Origin of the sequence: Brevundimonas sp. SL161 (genome assembly GCF_049896985.1) — a bacterium.
Lineage (GTDB): Bacteria > Pseudomonadota > Alphaproteobacteria > Caulobacterales > Caulobacteraceae > Brevundimonas.
Map to the genome: position 1 here is coordinate 1 of NZ_JAFCVJ010000005.1, position 25,551 is coordinate 25,551.

The 25,551-nt window shown below is 67.8% G+C and carries 21 protein-coding genes; 12 read left to right on the top strand and 9 right to left on the bottom strand.

Annotation, left to right across the window (positions count from 1 at the left end; genetic code table 11):
* Positions 1–562 precede the first annotated feature (562 nt).
* Both ACP7AU_RS05680 and ACP7AU_RS05685 read left to right on the top strand, forming a co-directional pair.
* A complete protein-coding gene (locus ACP7AU_RS05680) occupies positions 563–1,387 on the top strand; it encodes a DUF3667 domain-containing protein (RefSeq protein WP_426050796.1) in 825 nt (274 codons plus the stop codon).
* 363 nt (positions 1,388–1,750) lie between these two features.
* A complete protein-coding gene (locus ACP7AU_RS05685) occupies positions 1,751–2,929 on the top strand; it encodes a DUF819 domain-containing protein (RefSeq protein ID WP_426050797.1) in 1,179 nt (392 codons plus the stop codon).
* Positions 2,930–3,293: 364 nt separating this feature from the next.
* Here the strand turns inward: ACP7AU_RS05685 and ACP7AU_RS05690 are convergent, their stop codons facing one another.
* Positions 3,294–3,719 (bottom strand): hypothetical protein, encoded by a 426-nt coding sequence (locus tag ACP7AU_RS05690; protein WP_426038855.1) that lies wholly within the window; start codon positions 3,717–3,719, stop codon positions 3,294–3,296.
* A 32-nt stretch (positions 3,720–3,751) separates the two neighbouring features.
* Positions 3,752–4,855, bottom strand: a complete 1,104-nt coding sequence (locus ACP7AU_RS05695; RefSeq protein WP_426050798.1) for a phytase — start codon at positions 4,853–4,855, stop codon at positions 3,752–3,754.
* Positions 4,856–5,107: 252 nt separating this feature from the next.
* Between ACP7AU_RS05695 and ACP7AU_RS05700 the strand changes: the two genes are divergently transcribed.
* The 5 genes from ACP7AU_RS05700 to ACP7AU_RS05720 all read left to right on the top strand — a co-directional run bounded on the left by ACP7AU_RS05700 (position 5,108) and on the right by ACP7AU_RS05720 (position 12,839).
* Positions 5,108–7,825 (top strand): TonB-dependent receptor, encoded by a 2,718-nt coding sequence (locus tag ACP7AU_RS05700; protein WP_426050799.1) that lies wholly within the window; start codon positions 5,108–5,110, stop codon positions 7,823–7,825.
* Positions 7,826–8,029: 204 nt separating this feature from the next.
* Positions 8,030–9,895, top strand: coding sequence for an ATP-binding protein (locus tag ACP7AU_RS05705; protein WP_426050800.1), 1,866 nt, complete (start codon positions 8,030–8,032; stop codon positions 9,893–9,895).
* 74 nt (positions 9,896–9,969) lie between these two features.
* Positions 9,970–10,479, top strand: coding sequence for a hypothetical protein (locus ACP7AU_RS05710; RefSeq protein ID WP_426038851.1), 510 nt, complete (start codon positions 9,970–9,972; stop codon positions 10,477–10,479).
* 142 nt (positions 10,480–10,621) lie between these two features.
* Complete coding sequence (gene lpdA / locus ACP7AU_RS05715) at positions 10,622–12,046, top strand: dihydrolipoyl dehydrogenase (protein ID WP_426038850.1); 1,425 nt, start codon at positions 10,622–10,624, stop codon at positions 12,044–12,046.
* A gap of 1 nt (position 12,047) precedes the next feature.
* Positions 12,048–12,839, top strand: a complete 792-nt coding sequence (locus ACP7AU_RS05720; protein ID WP_426050801.1) for an SDR family oxidoreductase — start codon at positions 12,048–12,050, stop codon at positions 12,837–12,839.
* Here ACP7AU_RS05720 and ACP7AU_RS05725 read toward each other — a convergent pair.
* The gene (locus tag ACP7AU_RS05725) at positions 12,836–13,840 is read right to left on the bottom strand and encodes a retropepsin-like aspartic protease (protein ID WP_426050802.1); all 1,005 of its coding nucleotides are present in this window, start codon (positions 13,838–13,840) and stop codon (positions 12,836–12,838) included. The genes ACP7AU_RS05720 and ACP7AU_RS05725 overlap by 4 nt on opposite strands.
* Before the next feature lie 136 nt (positions 13,841–13,976).
* Here ACP7AU_RS05725 and ACP7AU_RS05730 point away from each other — a divergent pair, with 136 nt between their 5' ends.
* A complete protein-coding gene (locus ACP7AU_RS05730; RefSeq protein WP_426050803.1) occupies positions 13,977–14,348 on the top strand; it encodes a hypothetical protein in 372 nt (123 codons plus the stop codon).
* Here the strand turns inward: ACP7AU_RS05730 and ACP7AU_RS05735 are convergent.
* From ACP7AU_RS05735 to fsa, 3 genes are all read right to left on the bottom strand, one after another.
* Entirely contained in the window at positions 14,345–15,307 is a 963-nt protein-coding gene (locus ACP7AU_RS05735) for a tyrosine recombinase XerC (protein ID WP_426050804.1), read from the bottom strand. The two genes, ACP7AU_RS05730 and ACP7AU_RS05735, sit on opposite strands and share 4 nt — an antisense overlap.
* Positions 15,289–15,999, bottom strand: coding sequence for a DUF484 family protein (locus tag ACP7AU_RS05740; RefSeq protein ID WP_426050805.1), 711 nt, complete (start codon positions 15,997–15,999; stop codon positions 15,289–15,291). The genes ACP7AU_RS05735 and ACP7AU_RS05740 overlap by 19 nt, the downstream gene beginning before the upstream one ends.
* 66 nt (positions 16,000–16,065) lie before the next feature.
* Entirely contained in the window at positions 16,066–16,719 is a 654-nt protein-coding gene (gene fsa / locus ACP7AU_RS05745) for a fructose-6-phosphate aldolase (protein WP_425989386.1), read from the bottom strand.
* Positions 16,720–16,936: 217 nt separating this feature from the next.
* Between fsa and ACP7AU_RS05750 the strand changes: the two genes are divergently transcribed.
* The gene (locus ACP7AU_RS05750) at positions 16,937–19,099 is read left to right on the top strand and encodes a primosomal protein N' (protein ID WP_426050806.1); all 2,163 of its coding nucleotides are present in this window, start codon (positions 16,937–16,939) and stop codon (positions 19,097–19,099) included.
* Between the two features lie 379 nt (positions 19,100–19,478).
* On the opposite strand, the gene ACP7AU_RS05755 is transcribed toward ACP7AU_RS05750, so the two are convergent.
* The 3 genes from ACP7AU_RS05755 to ACP7AU_RS05765 all read right to left on the bottom strand — a co-directional run bounded on the left by ACP7AU_RS05755 (position 19,479) and on the right by ACP7AU_RS05765 (position 22,216).
* Positions 19,479–20,315, bottom strand: coding sequence for a glutaminyl-peptide cyclotransferase (locus ACP7AU_RS05755; protein WP_426038843.1), 837 nt, complete (start codon positions 20,313–20,315; stop codon positions 19,479–19,481).
* Positions 20,315–21,145: a TerC family protein gene (locus ACP7AU_RS05760; protein ID WP_426038842.1), complete on the bottom strand. Its 831-nt coding sequence runs from the start codon at positions 21,143–21,145 to the stop codon at positions 20,315–20,317. The genes ACP7AU_RS05755 and ACP7AU_RS05760 overlap by 1 nt, the downstream gene beginning before the upstream one ends.
* A 66-nt stretch (positions 21,146–21,211) precedes the next feature.
* A complete protein-coding gene (locus tag ACP7AU_RS05765) occupies positions 21,212–22,216 on the bottom strand; it encodes a cation diffusion facilitator family transporter (protein ID WP_426050807.1) in 1,005 nt (334 codons plus the stop codon).
* Positions 22,217–22,427: 211 nt separating this feature from the next.
* Between ACP7AU_RS05765 and ACP7AU_RS05770 the strand changes: the two genes are divergently transcribed.
* The 3 genes from ACP7AU_RS05770 (at position 22,428) to ACP7AU_RS05780 (ending at position 25,531) form a co-directional block, all read left to right on the top strand.
* Complete coding sequence (locus ACP7AU_RS05770) at positions 22,428–22,982, top strand: F0F1 ATP synthase subunit delta (RefSeq protein WP_426038840.1); 555 nt, start codon at positions 22,428–22,430, stop codon at positions 22,980–22,982.
* Between the two features lie 100 nt (positions 22,983–23,082).
* Positions 23,083–24,618, top strand: coding sequence for a F0F1 ATP synthase subunit alpha (atpA, locus tag ACP7AU_RS05775; RefSeq protein ID WP_426038839.1), 1,536 nt, complete (start codon positions 23,083–23,085; stop codon positions 24,616–24,618).
* A gap of 34 nt (positions 24,619–24,652) precedes the next feature.
* Entirely contained in the window at positions 24,653–25,531 is an 879-nt protein-coding gene (locus ACP7AU_RS05780; RefSeq protein ID WP_426038838.1) for a F0F1 ATP synthase subunit gamma, read from the top strand.
* Positions 25,532–25,551: the final 20 nt, after the last annotated feature.

The following is a 25,551-nucleotide window of genomic DNA, read 5'->3' on the forward strand; positions in this document are numbered from 1 at the left end:
AGGCCGGATGCCACCCGTCGGCGAAAGCACCGAAAACACCGACGAGGACTCCCGATCGAACCGCCGTCCGATCGAACTCATCGACTCGCCGGCCTTCCAGCGATCCCAGATTTCAGCCCGCTGGGCCGCCGAGTAATAGATCCGCCGCCGCTGCTTCATGACCCACGCTCCATCTCCGAAGAAAAGCTAGCGTGTTGCGGTCACCGGTTGAGCCCACCCTCAAAAGCGGACATTCGGACGGTCCGGGAGGGGGTGGGCGAGCGGACCTTCCCAAATCAGACATTCGTCACTTCAACGGCAACCGCCGCTCCGCTGCTGTGATCTGGTCTGGCTCTTCCAGGAAGGAGCGCTGGCGGCAGATTCATCTCCTGGCCGCCGGCGGGCAGCCGCCGCATTCGCTTGCTTGGGAAGACGGGATTTTTCTAGAGTGTCGTCTCAGGGTTGAGAGCGAGCCATGGCGACTGAACCGGGTGTCTGCGCGGCGTGTGAAACGCCTCTCGCCGGGCGATATTGTCATGCCTGCGGTCAGGACTCTCAGGCCAGGCCCGCGCCGTTACTTGCCATGGCGAAGGAGGTCGCGGCCTCCTACAGCCTGATCGACGGCAAGCTGGCCCGCACCCTGGCGGTACTGGCGGTGCGGCCGGGTCGGTTGCTGGAGGCCTGCCGCGCCGGGGCGGGGTCGCTGTATATCACGCCGCTGAAGCTTTTCGTGGCCACGACGGCCCTGTTTCTGGCCGTGCTGCACTTCGGCGACACCCGTCTGTATCAGTCCACCTGGAAGGTCGTGCCGGGTCAGACTGTCGTGGTGACCCGTGATCCGGGTGTGGGCAACATCGTCACCGGGGCAGTCGAGCAATCGCGTTGGCTGCAGAAGAATATCGAGCCTGCCGTCGATCCGGCGGTGACACTGGCGCTCCAACAGGCTGCGGCGGCCGCGAGGACCCCGCCAGAACGCACCTCGCTCGAGGCCGTCATCGCCGGGATCCAGATCGACGAGAAGGCAGCGAAGCGGATGTCGGCCTGGTTGCCGAACCTGCTGTGGCTGCTGATGCCACTCTACGCGACGTTGTTGATCCCGTTGTTCGGGCGACGACGGCTGTTCCTGGAGCACGTCATCTTCGCCATGTGGGCCCATGCGATCTCGTTCGTGATGATGATGATCCTGGCCGGGATCAACAGCCTGGGGGGCAATCTGCCGGCCTACCTTCTGATCCTGCCCTATCTGGCCTATTTCACCGTGGCGGCAGCCCGGTACTATGAGATGGGCCCGATCTCGGCCCTGTGGCGTGGGGTGGCCCACCTGACCGCCTATGGGTTGCTCGTGCTTTTGCCGATGGTGGTTGTGATCATGATGACCGTCGCCGACTGGGGCGTGATCTTGCCGTAGACGAAGGCCTGACATCTGGTTTCCGGCACGTCATGATCACGGGTCAAATGCTCCCGAGAGACAACGGGTATCAGTCCTGAATGTCAGGCGCAGCATGCAGCATCTTGAACGGCGCCTGACGCCCCGAGGCGATACGATTTGGCCGGCGTGAAACCCGGTCGACCCCTGATCGGTGCAATCAGCAGCGTACGGTTAGGGCCGAACGCGGTCATGCATCCACGATCCGAAACCATGCCTGGGGGCAGGCGCCAATGGACGTCACCTAGGCCTCGCGCACCATGAGCGAGAGGCAGGCGGAGCCTCCCGTCAGGCCTCGCGCGCCGGCCTGATTGCCACCGTCCCCAATCCGGCTAGTGTCGTTCGATGACTTCATCGGCCGCCCTGATTTCCAGCCCGCTCGGCGTTCTCACTGTCCTGGTCGTCATCGTAGCCCTGTCCGATGCGCTCGGCCGGATCGGAGTGTTCCGAAAGCTCGGGGCGGCGATGATCGTCATCGTGCTGGGGGCGCTACTGGCCAATCTCCGGGTCATTCCGCCCGCCGCCTCGGGCGGGCCGGTCTATGATCCGATCTTCACCTACGTCATCCCGGCGGCGATCTTTCTTGTGTTGCTGGACGTTAATCTGAAGGCGTTGAAGCGGGCCGGGGCTCCGATGATTGGGGCCTTCCTGATCGGTGCGGTCGGCACCTTCCTGGGCGTCTGGATCGCCAATGTCGTCACGCCGATCCAGGGCATGGTCGGGGCGTCCTACGGCCCGCTCGCCGGGATGTTCACCGGCACCTACATCGGCGGCGGCGCCAACTTCAACGCTGTGGCCCAGGCCTACGACATCACGCGCGACGGCGGGCTCTATACGGCGGCAACCGTGGTCGACAACGTCATGACCGACGTCTGGATCATCGTCACCCTGGCCCTGCCCGCCCTGTTGCTGAAGTCCGGATGGTTCGGCAAGCCGGGCGATCCGGCACAGGCTCCGGTCCACGCCCACACGCCGCCGCCACCGCTCACCGGCACGCTGGCCATCGCCATTCCCCTGGCCCTGACCGCCGTCGCCATCTGGCTGTCCGGCCTCGCCTCGACCTGGCTGGAGGCGCGGGGCATCACCGTTCCCTCCATCCTGATCGTCACCACCCTGGCCCTGCTCGTGGCCCAGGCGCCCGCCGTCGCCCGCCTGACCCAGGCCAATACGCTCGGCCTGTGGGGCATCTATCTGTTCCTGGCCGTCGTCGGGGCCAATGCCGACCTCGCCGCCCTGGTCGCGGCCGGCAGCCTGACGCCGGTGTTGTTCGCCTATGTCGGCATCGTCTTTGCAGTCCATTCCGTTGTCCTGTTCGGCGTTGGCGCGGTGCTGAAGCTGGAGCCCATCGTCCTGGCCCTGGCCTCCAGCGCCAACATCGGCGGCTCCTCCACCGCCTTCGTCCTGGCCGAGTCAGAGCGCCGTCAGGACCTGGTCCTGCCCGCCATCCTGATCGGCTCCATCGGCAACGCCATCGGTACCTATGCCGGCTTCGCCATGGTCGCCCTGCTGGCCGCCACGGGCTGAGATCGACCTGGCCCGGAGCGGGTCCTCCGAAGGTCTTGTGTGGCTCCATTTGCGACCCTGGCCCACGGTCGAAAGGGACCTTCGGCCACAAGACGGTCCGGCCACCCATGGCCAAAAGGTGCGGAGAAAGAATTTATTCCCATTGCGTCCTTGTGCCTGGGCGTGTTGGCGCCCATGTCATCGCCAGGGTCTTTGACAATACCAGGACGCGCCACTCGCCGGCATTTCGCATAATCCCGCCGCCGGACGAAGGCGGGGGAGCCAGCTGATTGATTTTATGAGGTCCGGTTGCGGTGTCGTCCATTTCGTCAGGGTGTTTTCGGCGGACGAACCCGGACCAGACCGCCGAAGAGGAGGGTCGCCCTCAGTCCTCGTTCGCCGCGTTCGGGTCGATCGCCTCATCGACCAGACGTCGCCAGTGGGGATCGGTGTCGTCGACCAGATCGACGTCATCCAGCAGGGCTACCACCGCGTCGCCGTCGGGCAGGATCAGGCCCAGGACTTCCATGGGTTCGCCGAAGGCGCCGGCATGGACCTCCGCCTGGACCGCGACCGCCCCCTGTTCGCCGTCATCGTCCCACCAGATGACGGGCTGGGGCAGGTCCATGTCGATGACCTTCGGGTCTTCCGAGTCGCCCAGGGCGAAGACCGCGCGCCGCGCCTGGACGTCGTCCAGGGTGGCGACGCGGCCGGTGAAGGGCTTCAGCCGCGACCAGTCGTCGGCGTCGAAGCCTCCGCCATCTTCGCCAGGGCCTTCGGGCGAATCGTGGGTGTTGTGGTCGTCGGTCATCCAGCCAGACTAGCGACCTGAGGCCCTGAGGATCAATCGAGGCCGAGGGCCGCCTTGATCACGCGCCAGTCGATGTATTTGAAGTTCTGGGTGCCGACGTCGTTGACGTCGTCCTGCACGACCACCAGCCCTTCCGGGAAGGCGTCCGAGACGCGACCGCCCATGGCCGCCAGACCGTCTGTGCCTGTGACGCCGTCCACGACCCCGTCCTCGACCACGAACCGGCCCTTGTATTCGGGGGCGGCGCCGTCGATGTGCCAGACCGGGAAGGCGCTGTCGCCCTGGCTGGAGCCGATCAGATAGCGGGCCGCGCCGTCGGCGAGGATCGTCAACCCTTCTGCGTCGGCGACCAGTCTGTCGGTCTCGATGCCCTGGATCAGGGTGCGGACGTCGCCCGAGGCCGGGTCGAGGCCGTAACGCCAGACGCCGACATTCTCCTCGGCCAGATAGAGGGCGTTGGTCGCCTCGTCGGCGGCGCAGCCCTCGGAGATCGACCCGATCTCGAAGCGACGGACCTCGCGCGAGACCGGCCGGTCGGCGGCGTCGGTGGTCAGGACGAACTGGCGGACCTCGCCCTTGTGGCCGACCAGGATGGCATGGATCTCGCCGCTACGACGCGCGAAACAGAACCCGTAGGGCTCGACCACGTCGGTGCGGATGGCGCCCCAGGGCCGGACGCCGTTCTGGCCCGTCCCGGCGGGATCGAACAGATAGAGGGACACCCCCTCCCTGCCCGGGGTCCGGTCGCTGGCGCCCAGCACGACCTGAGGCCGGCCGGCGACGGTCAGTCCTTCGATCGCATCGACGTTGTTCAGCAGCCCCTCGGGCAGGAACTGGAGCACGACGCCGTCGAAGCCGTAGATGTAGAGGCCGGCCTTCTTGTCGGTGCCGGCGACGAAGCCGGCGGTGGTGGTTCCCATGACCTCGACCGGTCGCTGACCGACCCAGATGGCGGGATCGTCGGCCGCATCCTCGCCACCGCCGGTGCCGACCGACGGCGTTTCCAGCGTCGCCCGGACGCGGACGCCGGCGCCCACCAGACCTTCGCCCTCGCCCTGGTAGTCGACGTCGTGGGTGGCGCAACCGACGAGGAGCAGTGAGGCGATTGCAGCGGTGCAGAGGCCGATCTGGCGCATGGCGGATCCTCAATGAAAGGGCGTGGCGCGGCGGTGCAGACCACGTGGGAAACCGCCGGTCAACCCCGGGCTCCGGCTTTCTCGGACGGCCGCAGCGGTCATTCACCGTCTACGGAAGAACTGTCACATCCTGGCCAGGCAACCGCTACCACAGCGTCGCACAAGCGTCGCTGTGGCGTCGTCGCTGTGGCTTAGCAGCGGCCTCCAGAGCCGACGGCCGGGGGGTCGATCGGACCATCGGGGATGCTCAAAATGAAACGCGCACTTCTGCTGGGGGCTGCTGTCGCGCCCCTGCTCATCGGCAACGCCGCCTTCGCTCAGGTACAGGCCGCCGATCAGGTTGACGAAATCGTCGTCACCGGCCGCCGGCCGATCGCCGAATCCGAAGCCGCCGCCCTTCAGGTCCAGCGCAACTCCGACAGCCTGGTCAGCGTCATCGCTTCCGACGCCGTCGGCAGTCTGCCCGACCAGAACATCGCCCAGGCGATCGCCCGCGTGCCCGGCGCGGCCGTGGCCAGCGACCAGGGCCAGCCCCGCTACATCAGCCTGCGTGGCGCGCCAGTGAACTGGACCACCCTGTCGATCAACGGCATCGGCGTCGTCAGCCCCGAGGGCCGCGACACCCGCTTCGACAGCCTGCCCTCGGCCATCGCCTCGCAGATCGTCGTCAACAAGGCGGTCACCCCGGACCTGACCGGCGAGACCATCGCCGGCAACATCAACATCGTCACGCGCTCGGCCTTCGACTATCCAGGCCTGCGCGTCGCCGGCAAGCTGGGCGCCGGCGTCGTCGAACTGGGCGACCGCGAGGAATACGAAGGCCAGCTGGTCGTGTCGGACCGTTTCGACACCGGCATAGGAGAGATCGGCATCCTGGCCTCGGGCTCGTACTACGAGCGCAACATGGTCACCGACAACTATGAGATCGACTGGGAGATCGTGTCCCAGGACGTTCAGCCCGGCGGCGCCAACCGCCTGTGGGCGCGCGAGACCGAGAACAAGCTCTATCGCCTGACCCGCACCAACTATTCGCAATCGGGCCGTCTGGACTGGCGTCCGAACGACACGAACCGGGTCTTCTTCGAGTCCATCTACACCACATTCCAGGACGACGAGGCGCGCGACAACTTCCTGTTCGACATGGACGACCGTCAGGCCGATCCGTCGGTCCCGCCGCGCTCGGCCGCCGCGCCCTGCGCCGTCGTGCCCACGGGCGTCGTGACCAACACCGGCTATGCCGACAGCTGCATCGGCAACACCTCGCTGCTGGGCACGGTCTACGGCATCGACATCAACCAGCGCGCCACCCTGCGCGCCTACGAGCAGTCGATCTTCACCAATACCCTGGGCGGAGAGCATGAGCTCGGCGCCTGGAACCTGGACTGGCGCCTGAACTTCACCCGCTCGATCGACGATCGTTCGGTGGTCGGCGAAGCCCGCTACGAAAGCCCGTCGACCCGCAACCTGCGTCCGACGATCTTCTACGACTTCACCAATATCGACCGCCACAACATCGAGCTCTACAATACGATCACGACGGGAACAGGCGTGGCCACGACCTACAGCCGCGGCGCTCGCGTCACCAACATCGACGACTTCCAGCGCACTCTCACCCAGCTGACCTCGCTGCGGGCGATCGATGAAACCGAGGCCTACACCGGCCGTTTCGACGCCCGGCGCGAGCTGTCGCTGTTCGGGGCTGACGCCCGGGTCACTCTCGGAGGGCAGTACGATCAGCGCACCAAGGAATCGAACGAAAGCCAGATGGCGCTGACCACCGCCGCCCAGTTCGCGGCGGCCGGGGTGTCGACCACCTATCTGCCGGTCTCGCTCAGCACGCCTTTCATGGGCAGGATTCCGCTGGGCTACACCTTCCGCTATTTCGACCTGCAGGCCATGCGGGACCAGGTGTCGCGCGCCGCGGCCCTGAACCCCTACACGCCGATCAACGCCAACTTCTACAATGTCAAGGAACAGGTCGCGGCGGCCTACGGCATGGTTCGCCTCGGCTATGACTGGGGTTCGTTCCTGGCCGGCGCCCGCATCGAGCACATCACCAACACCGGCCAGGCGATCGTGGCCCTGGGCGGCGCCAACACCCGGGTCGAGGTCGAGAACGAACAGACGCTGGTCTATCCGAGCGTCCACGTGAACTACGACATCGACGAGGACCGCAAGCTGCGCCTGTCCTTCTCGACCGGCGCGGCCCGTCCCGACTACGACCAGCTGCGTCCGAACTTCACCTTCAACGACGCCAACCAGACCGTCTCGGGCGGCAACCCGGACGCCAAGCCGGAACGGGCATACGGCGTCGACGCCTACTATGAATGGTACGTCCAGCCGCAGGGGTTCTTCTCGGCGGGCCTGTTCTACAAGCGGGTAGAGGACGTGTTGTTCACCGACACGCGCCTGTTCAATTCGACCGTCCTGAACACCACGGGCACGGATCGTTCGCAGTATCGTCTGTCTACCCTCGTCAACGGCGGCGAAGGCTATATCTGGGGCTTCGAAGGCGCTTTCCAGCTGCAGCTGGACCCGTATGTCGAACAGCTGGAACTGCCGGAATGGATGGGCGGCTTCGGTTTGACCATCAACGTCACCGCCAACCAGAGCCAGGCCACCGCTCCGGACGGGTCGCGGGTGTCGCTGCCGAACACCTCCGACGTCGTCTACAATCTGGGCGCCTACTATGAGAAATACGGCCTGTCGGCTCGCCTGAACTTCCGCAAGCGCACGGCCTGGCTCGACGCCTATGGTCCGGTCGCGGACGGCGGCAGCACCTACTGGGCTGCCGATGACGAGATGGACGCCTCGGTCCGCTATGCGGTCACCGACAACTTCGAGGTCTATCTGGACGCCTCGAACCTGACCAACACGCCGGGCCGTCGCTACTCTCGCGAAAGCCAGTACACGATCGAGTGGGAACGGTTCGGCCGTCGCTTCGACGCAGGTATTCGCTTCAACTTCTAAGGCGAATAAAACGTATCAAGACGGGAAGGGCCGGGCGGCGACGCCCGGTCCTTCTGCGTCAGTCGGGGATGCTTCTCCGGATCGCGCGAAAGCGACTGGACCCGCGCCGGGACAGGCCGTAACCGGCTTGTGACGCCGGGCGGCGCCGGGCTTGCAGTCAGCCGGTCGAACACCGCGCCGCGTGCCAAGACAGGAAGACCGAACATGTTCATGGAAGGCGACATCGACTGGGTCCTCGTTCTGGGAATCGTCGCCGCCGTGACCTCGGTCATCGCCATTCTGGCTCTGGTGTTCGCGGTGACCAACCGCACCCGCCATGTCTCGACCTCGGATGAGCTGGGGGCGGTGTCCCGGGCCCGCGAGGCGGCCGAGACGCGGCTGTACGAGACCCTGAACGCCATTCCCGTCGCCCTGGTCCAGACGGATCGCGGCGGCAAATTCGTCTTCGCCAACCGGGCCGCCCACCAGCTGATGGGCCGCCGCGACGCCGAGCTGATCGGTCTGCGGTTCCACTCGGCGACCTGGGGAATCACCTATCCCGACGGCCGGCCCGTGCCGCCGGACCTGCTGCCCAGCGCGCGGGCCCTGCGCGGCCAGACGGTAAAGGGCTTTCAGCACATCCTCGCCAACCCGGCGACCCGGCGGAAGATGCTGGTCTCGGTGACCGCCATGCCGATCGAGGACGCCCACGGCCAGATCATCGGCTCGACAGCCGCCCTCGTAGAGACCGAAGGTCTGACCACGCCGGAAGCGTTCCAGCCCGAGACCGCGTCGGTCGCGGCCGGCGACGACCTGACCCGCCGCGTGTTCGAAGCTGCGTCCAGCGCCCTGGTGGTGGTGTCCGCTCACGGCGTGGTGCGCGAAGCCAATCCGGTGGCCCTGGCTCTGTTCGGGCGCACGCTCGATGTCATCGGCGCCGATTTCGCCGACCAGTTCCTGGGCGAGACCGAGCGGGTCGAGGGTCGCCAGACCCTGCGCGCCGCGATCAGCGCCCAGCCTGGTGAGGCCGATGGCATCGTCTCGACGATGGGCGGCGACAACGGCGTGGCCTGGCGCATCCTGCCGCTGAACGCACCGGACGAGGCGGTCGACGCATTGTTGCTCGCCGGCGATCCCGTCGTGCCGGAGACGGCGGTTGAGATCGAGGTCGAGTCCGCCCCCGTCGTTGAGTTTGAACCCGGCATGGCCCCCGCAGCCGTCCTCCTGGCCGAGCCGGCCGCCGCCCTGACGCCGCAACTGGAAGCCGCCGCGGCCCGCGAGGCGGAACTGCAGGCCGAGCTGGAAGCCGCTCGCGCCCAGATCGAAGCGGAACGGGCCGAGGCTCAACGGGCGACCAAAGAGGCGCGCGCACAGGCCCTGTCCCAGGTCGAGACCGGCAACGAGGCCTCGCGTCGGCTGGAGAGCGTCGGCCGCCTGACCGGTGGCGTGGCCCAGGACTTCAACGCCCTGCTGGCCGTCATGACCAGCGCGCTCGACATGCTGCTGAAGACCGCCGACGACCCGGCCCGCGTGCGACGTCTGGGCCAGGCGGCGCTGGCGGCCGGGCAGCGAGGAGAGGCCCTTACCCGTCGTCTGTCGGCCTTCTCGCAGGGCGAGGACGCCCATGCCCAGGTGCTGGATTCCGGCGTGTTGCTGCGCGCCATGGAGACCCGTCTGCGGGCCCTTGCCGGGCCGGGCGTCGACCTGTTGATCGAGGGGCCTTCCCACGCGGCGCCGGTGCGCGTCGATCCGGTCGGTTTCGAAGGCGCGGTCCAGGCGCTGGTCCGCAATGCGGTCGAGGCTCTGGGCGGCGCGGGATCCGTGGCCGTGCGGCTGGAAGCGCTCGCCGAGGGTGGGGCGCGGCTGACGGTGCGCGACACCGGCCCGGGGCTGGATGCCGCGACTGCGGCCCGTGCGCTGGAACCCTTCTTCACCACCCGCGACGGCGCGGCGGGTCTGGGCCTGGCCCAGGTTCACGCCTTCGCCCGCCAGTCCGGCGGCGCCCTGACCCTGACCGGGGCCGAGGGCGAGGGCGCCGAGGCGACCGTGATCCTGCCGCCCGTCGAACCGGCGATCGCGGGCGCGGCCTGACGCTTCACGGCTTGGCTTGGCGGGGCGGCGTGTTAGATTAACGAACGTCGTTTGATCGCGTTCGGAGCCCGGCCATGAAGATCCTTCGGTTCGTTCTGGTGCTGGCCGTGATCGGCTATGCGGGCTGGCTGGCCTGGCCTTTTCTTTCCACCTTCTTCGAGGGCGCCTCCACGACGGTAGCGACCGAGCGCGCCTCCGCCGTCGTCGAGACCGGAGGCGGCATCCCCCAGACGGCGCTGTGGATCGGAGCGGTGGCCCTGTATCTGGTTGCGGCCTTCATGCTCGGCGCCGGCAATCCGAAGGCGGCTGTGGCCTATTTCCTCGGCTTCCTCGCTGATGCGGTGCTGAGGCTGGCCATCGACCGATCGGGCGGCGGCGGTCCGGCCAGCGCCTCGATCCAGGCGGACGCCTCCGCCGGCGGAGGCGAGATCGCCCGACAGTCGGCCGAGGCGGTGGCCCCGATCGGCCTGTCGGTCGATCCGACCTGGCTGGTGCTGGGCATATTGCTGGTGGTCGGCCTCATCATTGTCGCCGTCTCGCGACGGAGGCGGCGACATCGTTCGCCCGGCCATCTCGCCGCCTGATCCACATTCTTCGTCGGCCTATCGCCCCTTGGGCTACTTGAGGCCGGAAGGGACCCCCATATCCCCGCCAGCGGTTGACCCGGAACGGTCAGGCGCTAGGACAGCGGCCGACTCCCCGACTGCGCCCGATACAGAGGTTCTCATGGCAGACGCCGCCCCCGCCGCTCCCGTTTCCTACGATGTCGTCGTGATTGGCGGCGGACCCGGCGGTTACAATGCCGCAATCCGGGCGGGGCAGCTGGGGCTGAAGGTGGCCTGCGTCGAAAAGGGCGAGACCCTGGGCGGCACCTGCCTGAACGTCGGCTGCATGCCCTCGAAGGCCCTGCTGCACGCGTCGGAACTGTTCGAGATCGCCAACAAGGAGTTCCCGACCCTGGGCATCGATGTTGGCGCCCCCAAGGTCAACCTGCCGCAGATGATGAAGCAGAAGGCTGAAAGCGTGACGGCCCTGACCAAGGGGATCGAGTTCCTGTTCAAGAAGAACAAGGCCGAGTGGATCAAGGGCACGGGCAAGATCGTCGGTACCGGCAAGGTGGAAGTCACCGCCGCCGACGGAACCGTCACGATCCTGACCGCCAGGAACATCGTCATCGCCACAGGCTCCGAGCCCACCCCTCTGCCGGGCGTGGACTTCGTCGAGGGCAAGATCATCGATTCCACCGGCGCACTGTCGTTGTCGGCGATTCCCAAGAAGCTGATCGTCATCGGCGCGGGCGTGATCGGGCTGGAGCTCGGTTCCGTCTGGCGTCGCCTGGGGGCCGAGGTCACCGTCGTGGAGTTCCTCGACAAGGTCGGCGCCGGCATGGATGCCGAGGTCGCCACCGCCTTCCAGCGCGGCCTGACCAAACAGGGCATGATCTTCAAGATGGGGACCAAGGTCACCTCGGCGAAGTTGGCCAAGGACGGCGTGGTCCTGACGCTAGAGCCCGCCGCTGGCGGCGCCGTCGAAACCCTGACCGGCGACGTGGTCCTGGTCGCCATCGGTCGTCGTCCCTACACCGCCGGGCTGGGCCTGGAGAGCGTCGGCATCGAGACCGACAAGCGCGGCTTCCTCGTCAACGACCATCTGAAGACCGGCAAGGACGGGATCTGGGTCATCGGCGATGCGACCCACGGCCCGATGCTGGCCCACAAGGCGGAAGAAGATGCCGTCGCCGTCATCGAGTTCATCGCCGGCAAGGCGGGCCACGTCGACTATGATCTAGTCCCCAGCGTCATCTACACCGGGCCGGAAGTGGCCTGGGTCGGCAAGACCGAGGAACAGCTCAAGGTCGCCGGCGTCGCGTTCAAGAAGGGCAAATTCCCCTTCACCGCCAACAGCCGCGCCAAGATCAACCACGAGACCGAGGGCTTCGTGAAGGTTCTGGCTGATGCGACGACGGACAAGGTGCTGGGCGTGCACATCTTCGGCCCCTCTGCCGGCGAGTTGATCGCCGAGGCCTGCATCACGATGGCTTTCGGCGGCTCATCGGAAGACATCGCCCGCACCTCCCACGCCCATCCGACCCGCTCGGAAGCTGTCAAACAGGCGGCTATGGGCGTCGAGGGCTGGACGATGCAGGCCTAGGGTGGACCTCCACCTTGCCGGCAAACGCGCGCTCGTCTGCGGCGGATCCAGCGGTCTTGGTCGCGCCGTGGCCGAAGCGCTGGCGGCGGAGGGTGCCCATGTCGCCCTGCTGTCGCGGGACGCGGAAAAGCTGCAAGTCGTGGCCGACGGGATCAATGCGACGTCGACCGGCCGAGCCGTGATCGTGACGGCCGATCTGGCGGATCACGCGGGCCTGCTGGCTGCGGTGGATACGGCCGAGCGCTTGCTGGGCGGGCCGATCGAGATCCTGCTGAACAACACGGGCGGGCCGCCGCCGTCGGGCGTCGCGGGGCTCGATCCAGACCTGTGGCGCGCTCAGTTCGAGTCCATGGTGCTGTCGGTTTTCCGTCTGAGCGACCGGGTCCTGCCGGCCATGCGCGCGGCGGGCTGGGGCCGCATCCTGAATGTCGCCTCGTCCTCGGCGGTGGAGCCCAATCCGATGCTGGGCGTGTCCAACACCCTGCGCGCCGGTATCACCGGCTGGGCCAAGAGCCTGGCGACCGAGGTGGCCGCGGACGGCGTGACCGTCAACACCCTCCTGCCCGGCCGTATCGACACGCCGCGTATCCAGCAGTTGGACAAGGCCGCCGCCGAACTCACGGGAGGCACGCGGGAACAGGCGCAGTCGAAGTCGGTCGAGAGTATTCCGGTCGGGCGGCTGGGCGATCCGGCCGAGTTCGGCGCCGTGGCGGCCTTCCTCGCCAGTCCGAGGGCGGCCTATGTCACGGGTTCCCTGATCCGCATTGATGGCGGAGCCATAAGGGCGATCTAGCGGCGCTCGATGGCCGAGGGCGTGGTTCGCGGCTGCAGCCCGCCGAAGCCCATGCGACGCGCGCCATAGTCGAGCTCGACCCGGCGGAAACGGTAGAGCACGTCGGCGCCGATCAGCAGCGCCGGCTGGTCGCCCAGCCCCAGGGTGTTGAAGGCGTGCAGCTCGGCGAACAGCAGGGGCGTGGCGCCCAGCTCATGCCGGCCGATCCTCAAGGTGTTCAGGCGACCGGCATAGGCGTCGATCGTCTGGCCGGTGAAGCCGTAGAGCGGGATGGGCCGCGAACCCACCTGACCGCCGATGGCGCGCAACAGGGCGGTGTTGCCGATCGAATACTGGCCGCCGCTGTCGACGAACGACTGGACCGGGACGCCGTCGGCCACGGCGTTGGTCAGAATCAACTGGCCCGAGGAATCCAGTCGCGCCCGCGCGCCGCCTGGCAGGCGCGTCGGGATGACGGAGGCGGAGCCCCCCGCGTAGAAGGCGGGGCCCGAGGGCGTCAGGCTGACGGTCCGGTCCGCCAGGTTCATCGACAGCCGGAACTGGGACAGGATGTCCAGGCCCAGCAAGCCGTCGGCGGCCAGCAGCGACCGCTCGAACACGGGCATGACCACGTTGTTGAAACGTCGCCGCCCGAAAGTCACCCGCCCGGCCACGGCTGTGGGCGTCTCCTGGGCGGAGGTGATGCCGTGGACGACCACCGTGGGACCGGCCGGCAGACCCAGGGCCTCGGCCAGATCGCGGGCGATGGAGGTGCGCTCGGCGCCCGTGTCCAGCACGAAAAGGCGCGGGCTGCGGCCGTTCAGCCGCACGGCGGCAGCCATCCGGGTCAGCAGGTTCGCCGACAGCGACAGGGCTTCGGGCGGCGGGGCGGGCGGGGTGACGGCCTGTTGCGTGAAGCCGCCGAGACCGGTGAGCAGAAGGGCGCCGCCGCCCAGCATCAGCCGGCGGTCGAGGCCCTCGCGCCCGGGTTCGTCCCTGATCTGCGTTGTCCGCTCGATCATGGCCGCCTCCCCGCAGCATTTGCCCGAGCCTAGGACGGCGGCCGGGGCGCGCCTAGCCTGCGCCGCGTTACCGATTGGTCATGTCGGAGTGCAGCCGGAGGGTGTATACCGGGCGTTCAGAATAAAGATTCCGATGTTGTCGATGCTGCTCCTTCTCACCGCCGCGCCCCAGACCGCCGAGATTCCTGCCCCTTCCCTTCGGCCCGGGACAATTCAAGAGATGATCGTGCCGGAGCGTCCTGCGCAAGAGAACGCCGCGCGGATGCCGGTCTTGAGCGACACCGGTTTCGGCTGCGACAGCGATGTCAGGTTGGCCACGTATCCGAATGCCGGAAACAGCCTTCTATGGCGCGACGGCGGCGACCCGGTCGGCCTCTATCGCCTGCTGGATCGCCGAGTGAACGGCTGTCCGGAACCGATCGTCGTCAACTACCGGGTGCCCGGCTCGAACGCGATCGGTCGTGAAGCCGTCGCGCCCGGACGCGGAGATCGCCTTCCGGCCCACTAGGCTCGTGGATGGGCCGCGGCGTAGGCGCCCAGCAGATGGGCGGCGTCGACGGCGGTGTATTTCTGGGTCGTGGACAGGCTGGCGTGGCCCAACAGCTCCTGAATACTGCGCAGATCGGCGCCCGCGCCCAGCAGATGGGTGGCGAAGCTGTGCCTCAGTGCGTGGGGCGTGGCCGATGCCGGCAGGCCTAGTCGGCCGCGCAATTTCTGTACCGTCGCCTGCACATGGCGGGCGCTGAGCGGGCCGCCGCGACGGGCCCGAAACAGGGCGTCCGACGGCTCGAGCGGGAAGGGCTGGGCGGCGAGCGCGGCGTCAACCGCTGACCGCACGGCGGGCAGGACCGGGACCATCCGGGTCTTGCCGCCCTTGCCGGTGATGCGCAGGCTTTCGAGCAATGGCGCATCGGCGCGGGTCAGGCCGAGCGCCTCCGAGATTCGCAGGCCACAGCCGTAGAGCAGCGACAGGACCGCGACGTCGCGCAACGCCTCCCACGGTTCGGCGTCCGGATCGAGGGCGGGCTCGGCGAGCATGCCCCGGGCCTGATCGGCGCTGACCGGGCGGGGCAGGGAGGGCTTCACCCGGGGCCCGCGCACCAGGGCCAACTGGGGCGCGGGCGTGCCGCAGCGGCGGTCGAGGAAGACGTGGAAGGTGCGGATCGCCGACAGGGTCTGGCTGAGCGAGCGGGCATTGAGTGGCCCATTCTTGCTGGAATTGGCGCCGGAGCGTCGCTCGGCGAGGTGGGCGCGCAGTTCGGCGGCGGCGACGGTCCCGAGGTCGGCGAGACGCTGCGGCTCGCCACGATGGCGTTCGAGGAAGGAGAGATATTGGCGACCGATATGGCCGTAGGCCTCCAGCGTGCGGGGCGACAGGCGGCGCTCATGCGCCAGATGCTCAAGCCAGGCCGAGAGGGCCTCATTTGCGCTGAGGCGCCTTGGGGCGGTCAGTTGAGGATCGGCCATCGCTCGGCCGTGCGTTCGACGACCCGGGCGATGAAGGCGACCAGTTCGCAGCCCATGCCGGGGGTGAAGCCTTCTTCCTCGGGCGAGGCGAAGGCGCAGAGGCCGGGGCGGGCCTCTTCGGGGCGCTCGCCGCCGAGGTGCGGCGCCATGCGGATCAGGGCCACGGACCTGGCCTGCTCCGTCGAAGGGCCGAAAAGGTCGAGGCCGTCGAACATGGGCCCAAGCCAGGTCAGCCCGTGGTCGCCGAGCAGGGTGTCGACGGCGCCGACCTCCAGCCCCCGCCAGCCGAAGGGCACGCCACCCGGCTTCTCGATGGCCATGGCGGCGCCCGCGAGGCCGAAGCGGCCCTGCGCCACCGCATCCAGCCTGCGGGCGAGATCGGAGTGGTTGCGCGACTCCATCAGATTCAGGGCCGCGACATGGGTCTGGGTCTGGGCGGCGAAGTTCGCACGGGCGACCGACTCGATACGTTTCCTGGCGTCGGCCTCGCGCTCGGCGGCTTCCTCGAGCCGGGTCAGGGCGGCGCGGCCGAACTCGACGACATTGCGCCCAGGCGGCTTCAGACCGACCTCCGCCAGCAGGGAACGGTCGTCCAGCAGGGTCTGGGGGTTGGCTTGCAGCCAGGCGCGGACGTCGGGCCAGTGAAGGTCGCCGGCGGCGAACAGGTCTGCGGTCTGGTCCCTGGACGTCACGTCGGCGCTCCTCCCGGAACGCCGGGTCGTAAACTACAGAATGGAGCGTCCCGGTTTGTCGATCCTCTAGAGGATCGACTGGCCCGTCTTGCCCCAGTCCGCCAGGAAGGCATCAAGACCCTTGTCGGTTAACGGGTGCTTGATCAGGGCCTTGAAAGTGTCTGCGGGCAGGGTGGCGGCGTCCGATCCGGCGAGCGCGGCGGCCGTCACATGGGCCGGGTGACGCAGGGAGGCGGCCAGAATCCGGGTCTCGAAGCCGTGGATGTCGTAGATCGCGCGGATCTCTTCCAGCAGCTCGATGCCCTGGGCGCCGTGGTCATCGAGGCGGCCGACGAAGGGCGAGACGTAGGTGGCGCCGGCCTTGGCGGCCAGCAGGGCCTGGGCGGCGGAAAAGCAAAGGGTGACGTTGGTCTGGACGCCCTTGTCGGCGAAGGCGCGGGCCGCGCGCAGGCCGTCCCAGGTCAGGGGCAGCTTCACCACGACGTTCGGGGCGATGGCGGCGAGCTTGTCGCCTTCCTTGACCATGGTCTCGAAATCGGTCGCCACGGCCTCTGCCGAGATCGGGCCCTCGACCAGGGCGCAGATTTCGGCGATGACCTCGGCGATGTTGCGCCCGGACTTTGCGATCAGCGTGGGATTGGTGGTCACGCCGTCCACCATCCCGGTGGGCAGCATGTCCTTGATGACGGCGACGTCGGCGGTGTCGAGGAAGAGTTTCATGGGTCCGGGTTTTAACGGCGTAGGCAGGCGAGAGCGAGCCTCTAAATCCTCCCCCGTCGGGGGCTTGCGGTCGGCTCGTGTACGAGCCGATCCTCAAGGCTCGAAGCGAAGCGGAGAGACGGAGGGGGCCCGATCCGGAGTCCGACGGAGGCGGCGGGCCCCCTCCACCCCCGCGCAAGCGCGCGGCGGTCCCCCTCCCCCGACGGGGGAGGAATAGGTGCAAGTCGCCTCGGTTCTCATTCCCCTGCCGGTGCACGAGGCCTTCGATTACGAGGTGGCCGAAGGCATGGACCTGGCGCGCGGCGATCAGGTCTCTGTGCCCCTGGGGCCGCGCCTGATGCGGGGCATCGTGGCCGAGGTGCGCGAGACGACGGGGTCGAACCGGCGGCTGAAGGCGGTCGAGGCGAAGCTGGACGATCCGCGTCTGCCGCCGGGGACCGTGGACTTCGTCGAATGGGCCGCGCGCTGGACCCTGAGCCCGCCCGGAGAGATGGCGGCGACGGCCTTGAAGGGACTGCGGGCGCCGAGGCCCCGGCCGGAGCGGCGGCTCAGGCGCGTCGGCGACAGGGTCCCGGCGCGACCCACGGCCGGGCGGACGGCGGTGCTGGAGGCGCTCGGCGAGACGGCGATGCCGGGGGCGGCGCTGGCCCGGGCGGCCGGGGTCTCCTCGGCCGTGGTCAAGGGGCTGGTCGACGAGGGCGTGCTCGAGGTCATCGAGATCGAGGCGGAGGCCGCCTTCGATCCGCCCGATCCCGACCATAGGCCGGCGACGCTGAACGCGGACCAGGCCGCGGCGGCGGACGTGCTGTCTGCGGCCACCGAGGCCGGCGTCTTTAAGCCCTTCCTGCTGGACGGGGTCACGGGGTCGGGCAAGACCGAGGCCTATCTGGAGGCGGTGGCGCGGACGCTGAAGCGGGACCCGTCGGCCCAGATTCTGATCCTCCTGCCCGAGATCGCCCTGACCCAGGCCCTGATCGAGCGGATCACCAAGCGGTTCGGGGCGGCGCCGGCGGAGTGGCATTCGGGGGTCGCGCCGCCGCGTCGGCGGATGGTGTGGGAGGCGGTGGTCGCGGGCCGCTGCAACATCGTGGTCGGGGCGCGCTCGGCCCTGTTCCTGCCCTTCACGAAGCTGAAGCTGATCGTCGTCGACGAGGAGCACGACGGGTCGTTCAAGCAGGAGGACGGGCTGGTTTATCACGGCCGCGACCTGGCCGTGGCGCGGGCGCGGATCGAGGGGGCGGTGGTGGTCCTGGCCTCCGCGACACCGTCGCTGGAGACCCTGTGGAACGCCCATCACGGCCGCTACGGCTGGCTGAGGCTGTCGAGCCGGCACGGGGCGGCGGTGCTGCCGGCGATCAGCCTGCTGGACCTGAGGCAGAACCCGCCCGACCCCCAGACCTGGCTGTCGCAGCCGCTCCGGGAGGCGATCGCGGAGACCTTGCTGGCGGGGGAGCAGACCCTGCTGTTCCTCAACCGGCGTGGCTATGCGCCGGTGGTGCTGTGCCGGGCCTGCGGGCATCGGATGACCTCGCCGGACACCGACAGCTGGCTGGTCGAGCACCGCTACACCGGGCGGCTGGTCTGTCACCTGACCGGCTTCTCGATGGTGCGGCCCAAGCTGTGTCCGTCGTGCGGGGCCGAGGACAGTCTGGTCTCGGTCGGGCCCGGCGTCGAACGGGTCGAGGAGGAGGTGCGCCAGCTTTTCCCGCAGGCGCGGACGGCTGTGTTCAGCTCCGACACCATCCCGGACCCCAGGGCGATGCGGGCCCTGATCCAGCGGATGACGGACGGGGAGATCGACATCCTGGTGGCGACCCAGGCCGCGGCCAAGGGCCACAATTTCCCGCACCTGACCCTGGTCGGGGTGGTGGACGCGGACCTCGGCCTGCGCGGCGGGGACCTGAGGGCGGCGGAGAGGACCTTCCAGCTTCTGACCCAGGCGACGGGCCGGGCGGGGCGGGCGGACAAGCCGGGTCGGGCGATCCTGCAGACCTGGACGCCCGAGCATCCGGTGCTGATGGCGCTGGCGGCCGGGGACCGGGACGCCTTCGTTGAGGCCGAGATGGCTGAGCGGGAGGCGGCCTCACTGCCGCCGCATGGACGGCTGGCCGCGATCATCCTGTCGGGCATCGACGCGATGGCGGTCGAGAAGGTCGCCAACGCCCTGGCGGCGGCGATCCCCAACGCGGAGCGGCTGGAGGTCTATGGCCCGGCCGATGCGCCCCTGGGGCTGATCCGGGGGCGGCGTCGCAAGAGACTGCTCGTGCGGGCGGACCGGGATGTCGACCTGCAGGGGTTCCTGCGGTCGTGGCTCAGCCGGGTGAAGGTGCCGGGATCCGTTCGGCTGACGGTGGATGTGGATCCGTACAGCTTCCTGTAGCGACCGTTCGTCCGGTGGGTGCGGACGTAAAACACCCTGACGAAACGGACGAAACGACTGGTCGGACGAGGGAAAACAAGGATTTGTGCGTGGGCGGTTTGTTCAGCGGACGAAAATCGGGCGGACGACGCGCTTCGCGGATTGAGATGTCAAAGACCTGACTGGGACGTGGGGTCGACGGCTGGCGGTCGCAAGAGGCGAGAGAGAATAAATTCCTGCAACCTGTTTCCTTCCTGCGCCGCAGGCGTGGGGAGGTGGCTCGAAGCGTAGCGAAGAGACGGAGGGATTCTCAGCGGCGGCAAGAACGCTTGCGGCAGCTCGCGCAGGGCTCGCTGCCACCTCCCCATGCGCAAGCGCGCACAGGGGGGGACTTGTGACGTCAGCGCGGGCCGGTCAGGCGGATCTCGAACAGTTTCGGCCAGTTCTTGCCGGTGACGAAAAGCCGCCTGTTCTCGGCGTCCCAGGCGATGCCGTTGAGGACGTCGTCCGAAGGATTGGCGACCGGGTCGGGCAGGATGCCGGTCAAGTCGATGACGCCGATGACCACGCCCGTGGCCGGGTCGATGCGGACGATGAAACTGGTTTGCCAGACGTTGGCCCAGACCTCGCCCTCGATGAACTCCAGCTCGTTCAGCCGCTCCAGCGGCCGGCCCATGTAGGTGACCGGGACCGAGCCGGTCTGTTGCAGGGTGACGGGATCGAGGAAACGCAGCGACGGGGAGCCGTCCGACAGGATGACCCGCGTGTCGTCGTGGGTCAGGCCCCAGCCCTCGCCGGAATAGGAGAAGGTCCCGGCCGGTTCGAGGTCGTCGATGTCCCAGACGAAGCCGTGGCCGCCCTGCCAGGTCAGGGTAATGATGCGATCGCCGACGGCGGTCAGGCCTTCGCCGAAGAACTGCATATCCAGATCGCGCTTCTGCAGGACCACGCCGTCCTCGAGGCGCACGCGGCGCACGCTGGACGGATGACGGCCCGTGCTCTCCAGCAGGATGCCGTCGTGGAACTCCAGGCCCTGGGTGAAGGCGGCGGGGTCGTGCGGATAGGTGGCGACGATATCGTAGCCGTAGCGCGGCGGTCGGGCGGGCTGGGTCGCGGGCGCGACGGCCTGCGCGACGGGGGCGGCGGGCGCTGACGTCTGTGCAACCACGGCCGGGGCGAAGGCGAGGCCGATCAGCCCCGCGAACGCCGCGACCGGACGGAACGCCCGCCCACGCATCAGTGGGCCGGGTCGGCGGCGGCTTCCGCCTCCGCTTCCCTCGCGCGCACTTCCGCCTGATCGGCGACCTGACGTGCGAGTTTGGCCTTCTCCTGTTTGGAGGTGGCTGAGCGTCCCAGCATGTTCAGCGCCTCCACCCCGGCCGAGAAGGCCATGGCGGCATAGATATAGCCCTTGGGCACATGGAAGCCGAAACCATCGGCGATCAGGACGAGGCCGATCATCAGCAGGAAGCCGAGCGCCAGCATGACCACGGTCGGGTTCTTGGCGATGAAGTTGGCCAGGGGGTCGGCGGCCAACAGCATGACGGTCACTGCGGCGAGAACGGCGACCACCATGATCGGCAGATGTTCAGTCATGCCGACGGCCGTCAGGATGGAGTCGATCGAGAAGACGAGGTCGAGGATGATGATCTGGACGATCGCCGAGCCAGCGTTGGAGATCATCACATCCTTCTTGTCGAGGACGTCATGCGACGGCGTCGGGTCGACCGTGTGGTGGATTTCCTTGGTGGCCTTCCAGATCAGGAACAGGCCGCCCGCGATCAGGATCAGATCCTTCCACGAGAATTCGTTGCCCATCACCGTAAAGACAGGCTGGATCAGGCCGACCAGCCAGGCGATGACCGACAGCAGGGCCAGGCGCATGATCAGGGCCAGGCCGATGCCGATGCGGCGCACGCGCTGGCGATGCTCGGGCGGAAGCTTGTTCGACAGGATCGAGATGAAGATCAGATTGTCGATGCCGAGCACGATCTCCATCACCACCAGGGTAACGAGGGCGGCCCATGCGGCCGGGTCGCTAAGCAGCGGGATAATGCTGTCGAACATCAAGGTCTCTCTGGCGGGAAGGATTTTCTCTGTAGCGCACGCCGCGCGGCGCAGTTCAAGCCCAGGCTAGGACGCAGGCCGCGTCGAAATGACTTCAGGGACCTGATTGACCAGGGCCCCCGCCCCGCCGCAGGCCATCACGGCGGCCCGGACCGCGGCATGGCTGGCGAGGCTCTGGGCCTCGACATAAATCCGGCCAGCCTGGGGGTAGGCGGCGCGGATGCGGTGCTCCAGCCGGGCGACCGTGTCCTCGACCTCGGCGGCGGTGAGGTCGTCGCGGAAGTCGAGGCTGAGGCAGACGAGGATCTCGTTGGGACCGAAATGCATGGTGCGGGCGTCGTTCAGCCCCATGACCCCGGGCGCGGCGCGGGCGATGGCCTCGACGCCTTCGCGGGTCGCAGGATCGGCCGCCTCTCCGGTCAGCAGGCTCTGGCTCTCGACGGCGAGGAAGGCGGCGGCGATCGCCAGGATGAGGCCGATGACGACCGAGGCGACTCCGTCCAGCACCGGCAGATCGAACAGATGGCTGCAGACCACCCCGACCAGGGCGACGACGAGACCGACCAGGGCAGCGGTGTCCTCGAACAGGACGGTAAAAATGGTCGGGTCCTTGGATGAGCGGATGACGGCGAAGAAGGGCCGGCCCTCGCGTTGCTTGTTGAAAGCGTTCAACGCCACCAGCCACGATGCGCCCTCGAACAGCACGGACAGGCCCAGCACGACATAGTTGACCCAGGCGTTCTGGATCGGCTCGGGCGACCGGATACGCTCTATGCCGTGGGTGATCGAGAGGACCGCGCCGACGCCGAAGATCAGGACCGCGACCACGAATGTATAGAAATAGAGCTGCAGCCCGTGGCCGAACGGGTGGCCGACGCTCGCCGGCCGGGCGGCGCGTCTGAGCCCGATCAGCAGGATGATCTGGTTGCCGGTGTCGACGCCCGAGTGGATCGCCTCTGACATCATGGCGGCCGAGCCGGTGAACAGGGCGGCGCCCAGCTTGGTCACCGCGATGGCAAGGTTCCCGGCCAGGGCGGCGAAAATGACGTTCTTTGAGGTTGAGGCTGCCATAATGTCGCAGTGGTGAGCGTGGGTGCGACCGTATCGTTCCCCGGCTTCGGTTGCGACAGCGAAAAGCCCATGCTATCAGGCGCCCGGCTTCCAGGGGGCGTTTCCGACGAGACGGCCCTTGGCGTGCTTTCCTTAAGCATTACAAGCCTTTGACCGGCGCGAGCTTCGCGGCCGGTCGTTTGAACAGACACGCACAGCGGACGGACAGGCCTTGGCTGACGATTTCAGAACTACGGAAGTCGGCGCGCGCTACGCACAGGCGCTGTTCGACCTGGCCCTGGAAACCGGCCGCCTGGAGGCCATTCGCGCCGACCTGAAGTCGCTGAAGGCCGCCTGGATCGAGAGCGCCGACCTGCGCCGCCTCGCCACCTCGCCGGTGATCGCCGCCGAGGACCAGCAAAAGGGCCTCGCGGCCATCGCGACCAAGGCGAAGTTCGACGCCACCACGAAGAATTTCCTCGGCCTCCTGGCCCAGAACGGCCGCGCCCGCGACCTGGGCGCCGTGATCTCCGGCTTCGAGAGCCTGTATGCGGCGCACACCGGCGTCGTCGCGGCGGAAGTCGTCTCGGCCGTGCCGCTGTCGGCCGCCCAGACCACCCATATTCGCTCGGCCCTGTCGCAGGCGCTGGGCAAGGCTCCCGAGATGACCGCCCGCGTCGATCCGTCGATCCTGGGCGGACTGAAGGTCAAGGTCGGCTCGAAGCTGTTCGACGCCTCGCTGAAGACCAAGCTCGACCAGATGAAGTTCGCCCTGAAGCGGGCCTGACCCGCTTCACACTAAAAAAGCAGCGGGCCACGGCACGCACCGAAACAAGCATGCAGCGGACCTGACGGCCCGCCCTGAAGACCAAGACAGAGAGATCCAAATGGACATCCGCGCCGCCGAGATTTCGGCCATCCTCAAGTCCCAGATCGCCAACTTCGGCGTTGAAGCCGACGTCTCGGACGTCGGTCAGGTCCTGTCGGTCGGCGACGGCATCGCCCGCATCCACGGTCTGGACAATGTCCAGGCCGGCGAGATGATCGAATTCCCCAAGGCCGGCGTTAAGGGCATGGCCCTGAACCTGGAACGCGACAACGTCGGCGCCGTGATCTTCGGCCAGGACAACCAGATCGCCGAGGGCGACGAAGTCCGCCGCCTGGGCGAGATCGTGGACGTTCCGGTCGGCAAGGGCCTGCTCGGCCGCGTCGTCAACCCGCTGGGCGAGCCGATCGACGGCAAGGGCCCGATCCAGTTCACCGAGCGTCGCCGCGTCGACGTGAAGGCTCCTGGCATCATCCCCCGCAAATCGGTTCACGAGCCGATGCAGACCGGCCTGAAGGCCATCGACACCCTGATCCCCGTCGGCCGCGGCCAGCGCGAACTGATCATCGGCGACCGTCAGGTCGGCAAGACCGCTGTGGCGATCGACACCATCCTGAACCAGAAGTCGATCAACGTCGAAGGCGCGTCGGAAGGCGAAAAACTCTACTGCATCTATGTCGCCATCGGCCAGAAGCGCTCGACCGTGGCCCAGATCGTCAAGACGCTCGAGGAGCGCGGTGCCCTGGAATACACCATCGTCGTCGCCGCCACGGCGTCCGAGCCGGCCCCGCTGCAGTTCCTGGCCCCGTTCTCGGGCACGGCCATGGGCGAGTTCTTCCGCGACAACGGCATGCACGCCCTGATCGTCTATGACGATCTGTCCAAACAGGCCGTCGCCTATCGCCAGATGTCCCTGCTGCTGCGCCGTCCGCCGGGCCGCGAAGCCTATCCGGGCGACGTCTTCTACCTGCACAGCCGCCTGCTGGAGCGTTCGGCCAAGCTGAACGAGGACAACGGTTCGGGCTCGATGACGGCCCTGCCCCTGATCGAGACCCAGGCCAACGACGTCTCGGCCTATATCCCGACCAATGTGATCTCGATCACCGACGGCCAGATCTTCCTGGAATCCGACCTGTTCTACCAGGGCATCCGCCCGGCCGTGAACGTCGGCATCTCGGTGTCGCGTGTGGGCTCCTCGGCCCAGATCAAGGCGATGAAACAGGTCGCCGGTTCGATCAAGGGCGAGCTGGCCCAGTACCGGGAGATGGCCGCCTTCGCCAAGTTCGGCTCGGACCTGGACGTCTCGACCCAGAACCTGCTGGCCCGCGGTGCGCGCCTGACGGAACTGCTGAAACAGCCCCAGTACTCGCCGCTGACGGTCGAGGAGCAGGTCGTGTCAATCTATGCCGGAACGCGCGGCTTCCTCGACAAGATCGCGGTGGCCGACATCGCCCGCTTCGAGTCCGAACTGCTGGCTCGCATGCACTCGGCCCACCAGTCGACGCTGGACGCCATCAAGACGACCAAGGCCCTGTCCAAGGAGCTGGAAGCCGAACTGAAGGCCGCCATCGAAGCCTTCGCCAAGACCTTCGCGTAAGACTGACCGGTAGGGATTAGAAGAGCACCACCCGATGGCCAGCCTCAAGGAAATGCGCAATCGGATCGGAAGCGTGAAATCCACGCAGAAGATCACGAAAGCCCTGAACATGGTCGCCGCGGCCAAGCTGAAGCGCGCCCAGGACCAGGCCGTGGCGGCGCGTCCCTATGCGCTGAAGATGGCCGCCGTCATCGCCAACCTGGCGGCCGGCGTGTCCGGCGACGGCGCGCCCAAACTCCTGGCCGGAACCGGCTCGGACAAGAAGCACCTCGTCGTCGTGGCGACGGGCGACAAGGGTCTGGCCGGCGGTTTCAACACCAATGTGATCCGGGCCGCCAAGGAACGGATCAACAGCCTGATCGCCGCCGGCAAGGACGTCCGGATCATCGCCGTGGGCCGCAAGGTCCGCGACGGCCTGACCCGCCAGTTCGGCGCCCGCATCGTGCGCACTTTCGAGCTCAGCGAGCACAAGGTCATCGGCATGGCCGCCGCCGAGCCGATCGCCGCCCTGATCGCCGAGGAGTTCGAGGCCGGTAACGCCGACGTCGTGACCCTGTTCTACAGCCGCTTCCAGTCGGTCATCTCGCAGGTCCCGACGCCGAAACAGCTGATCCCCGCCGTCGTCGATGGCGACGCCCCGCCGATCGACCTGAACGGCGCCGTCTACGACTACGAGCCCTCGGAAGAGGAAATTCTCGACGTCGTGCTGCCGCGCAACATCACCACCCAGGTGCTGGCCGCCCTGTACGAGAACCAGGCCAGCTTCTTCGGGGCCCAGATGGGCGCCATGGACAACGCCACGCGCAATGCGGGCGACCTCATCAATGCCTTGACGCTGAGCTACAACCGCAAGCGCCAGGCCCAGATCACCACCGAACTGATCGAGATCATCGCCGGCGCGGAAGCGCTCTGATCCTCCGATCCTGACAGAAC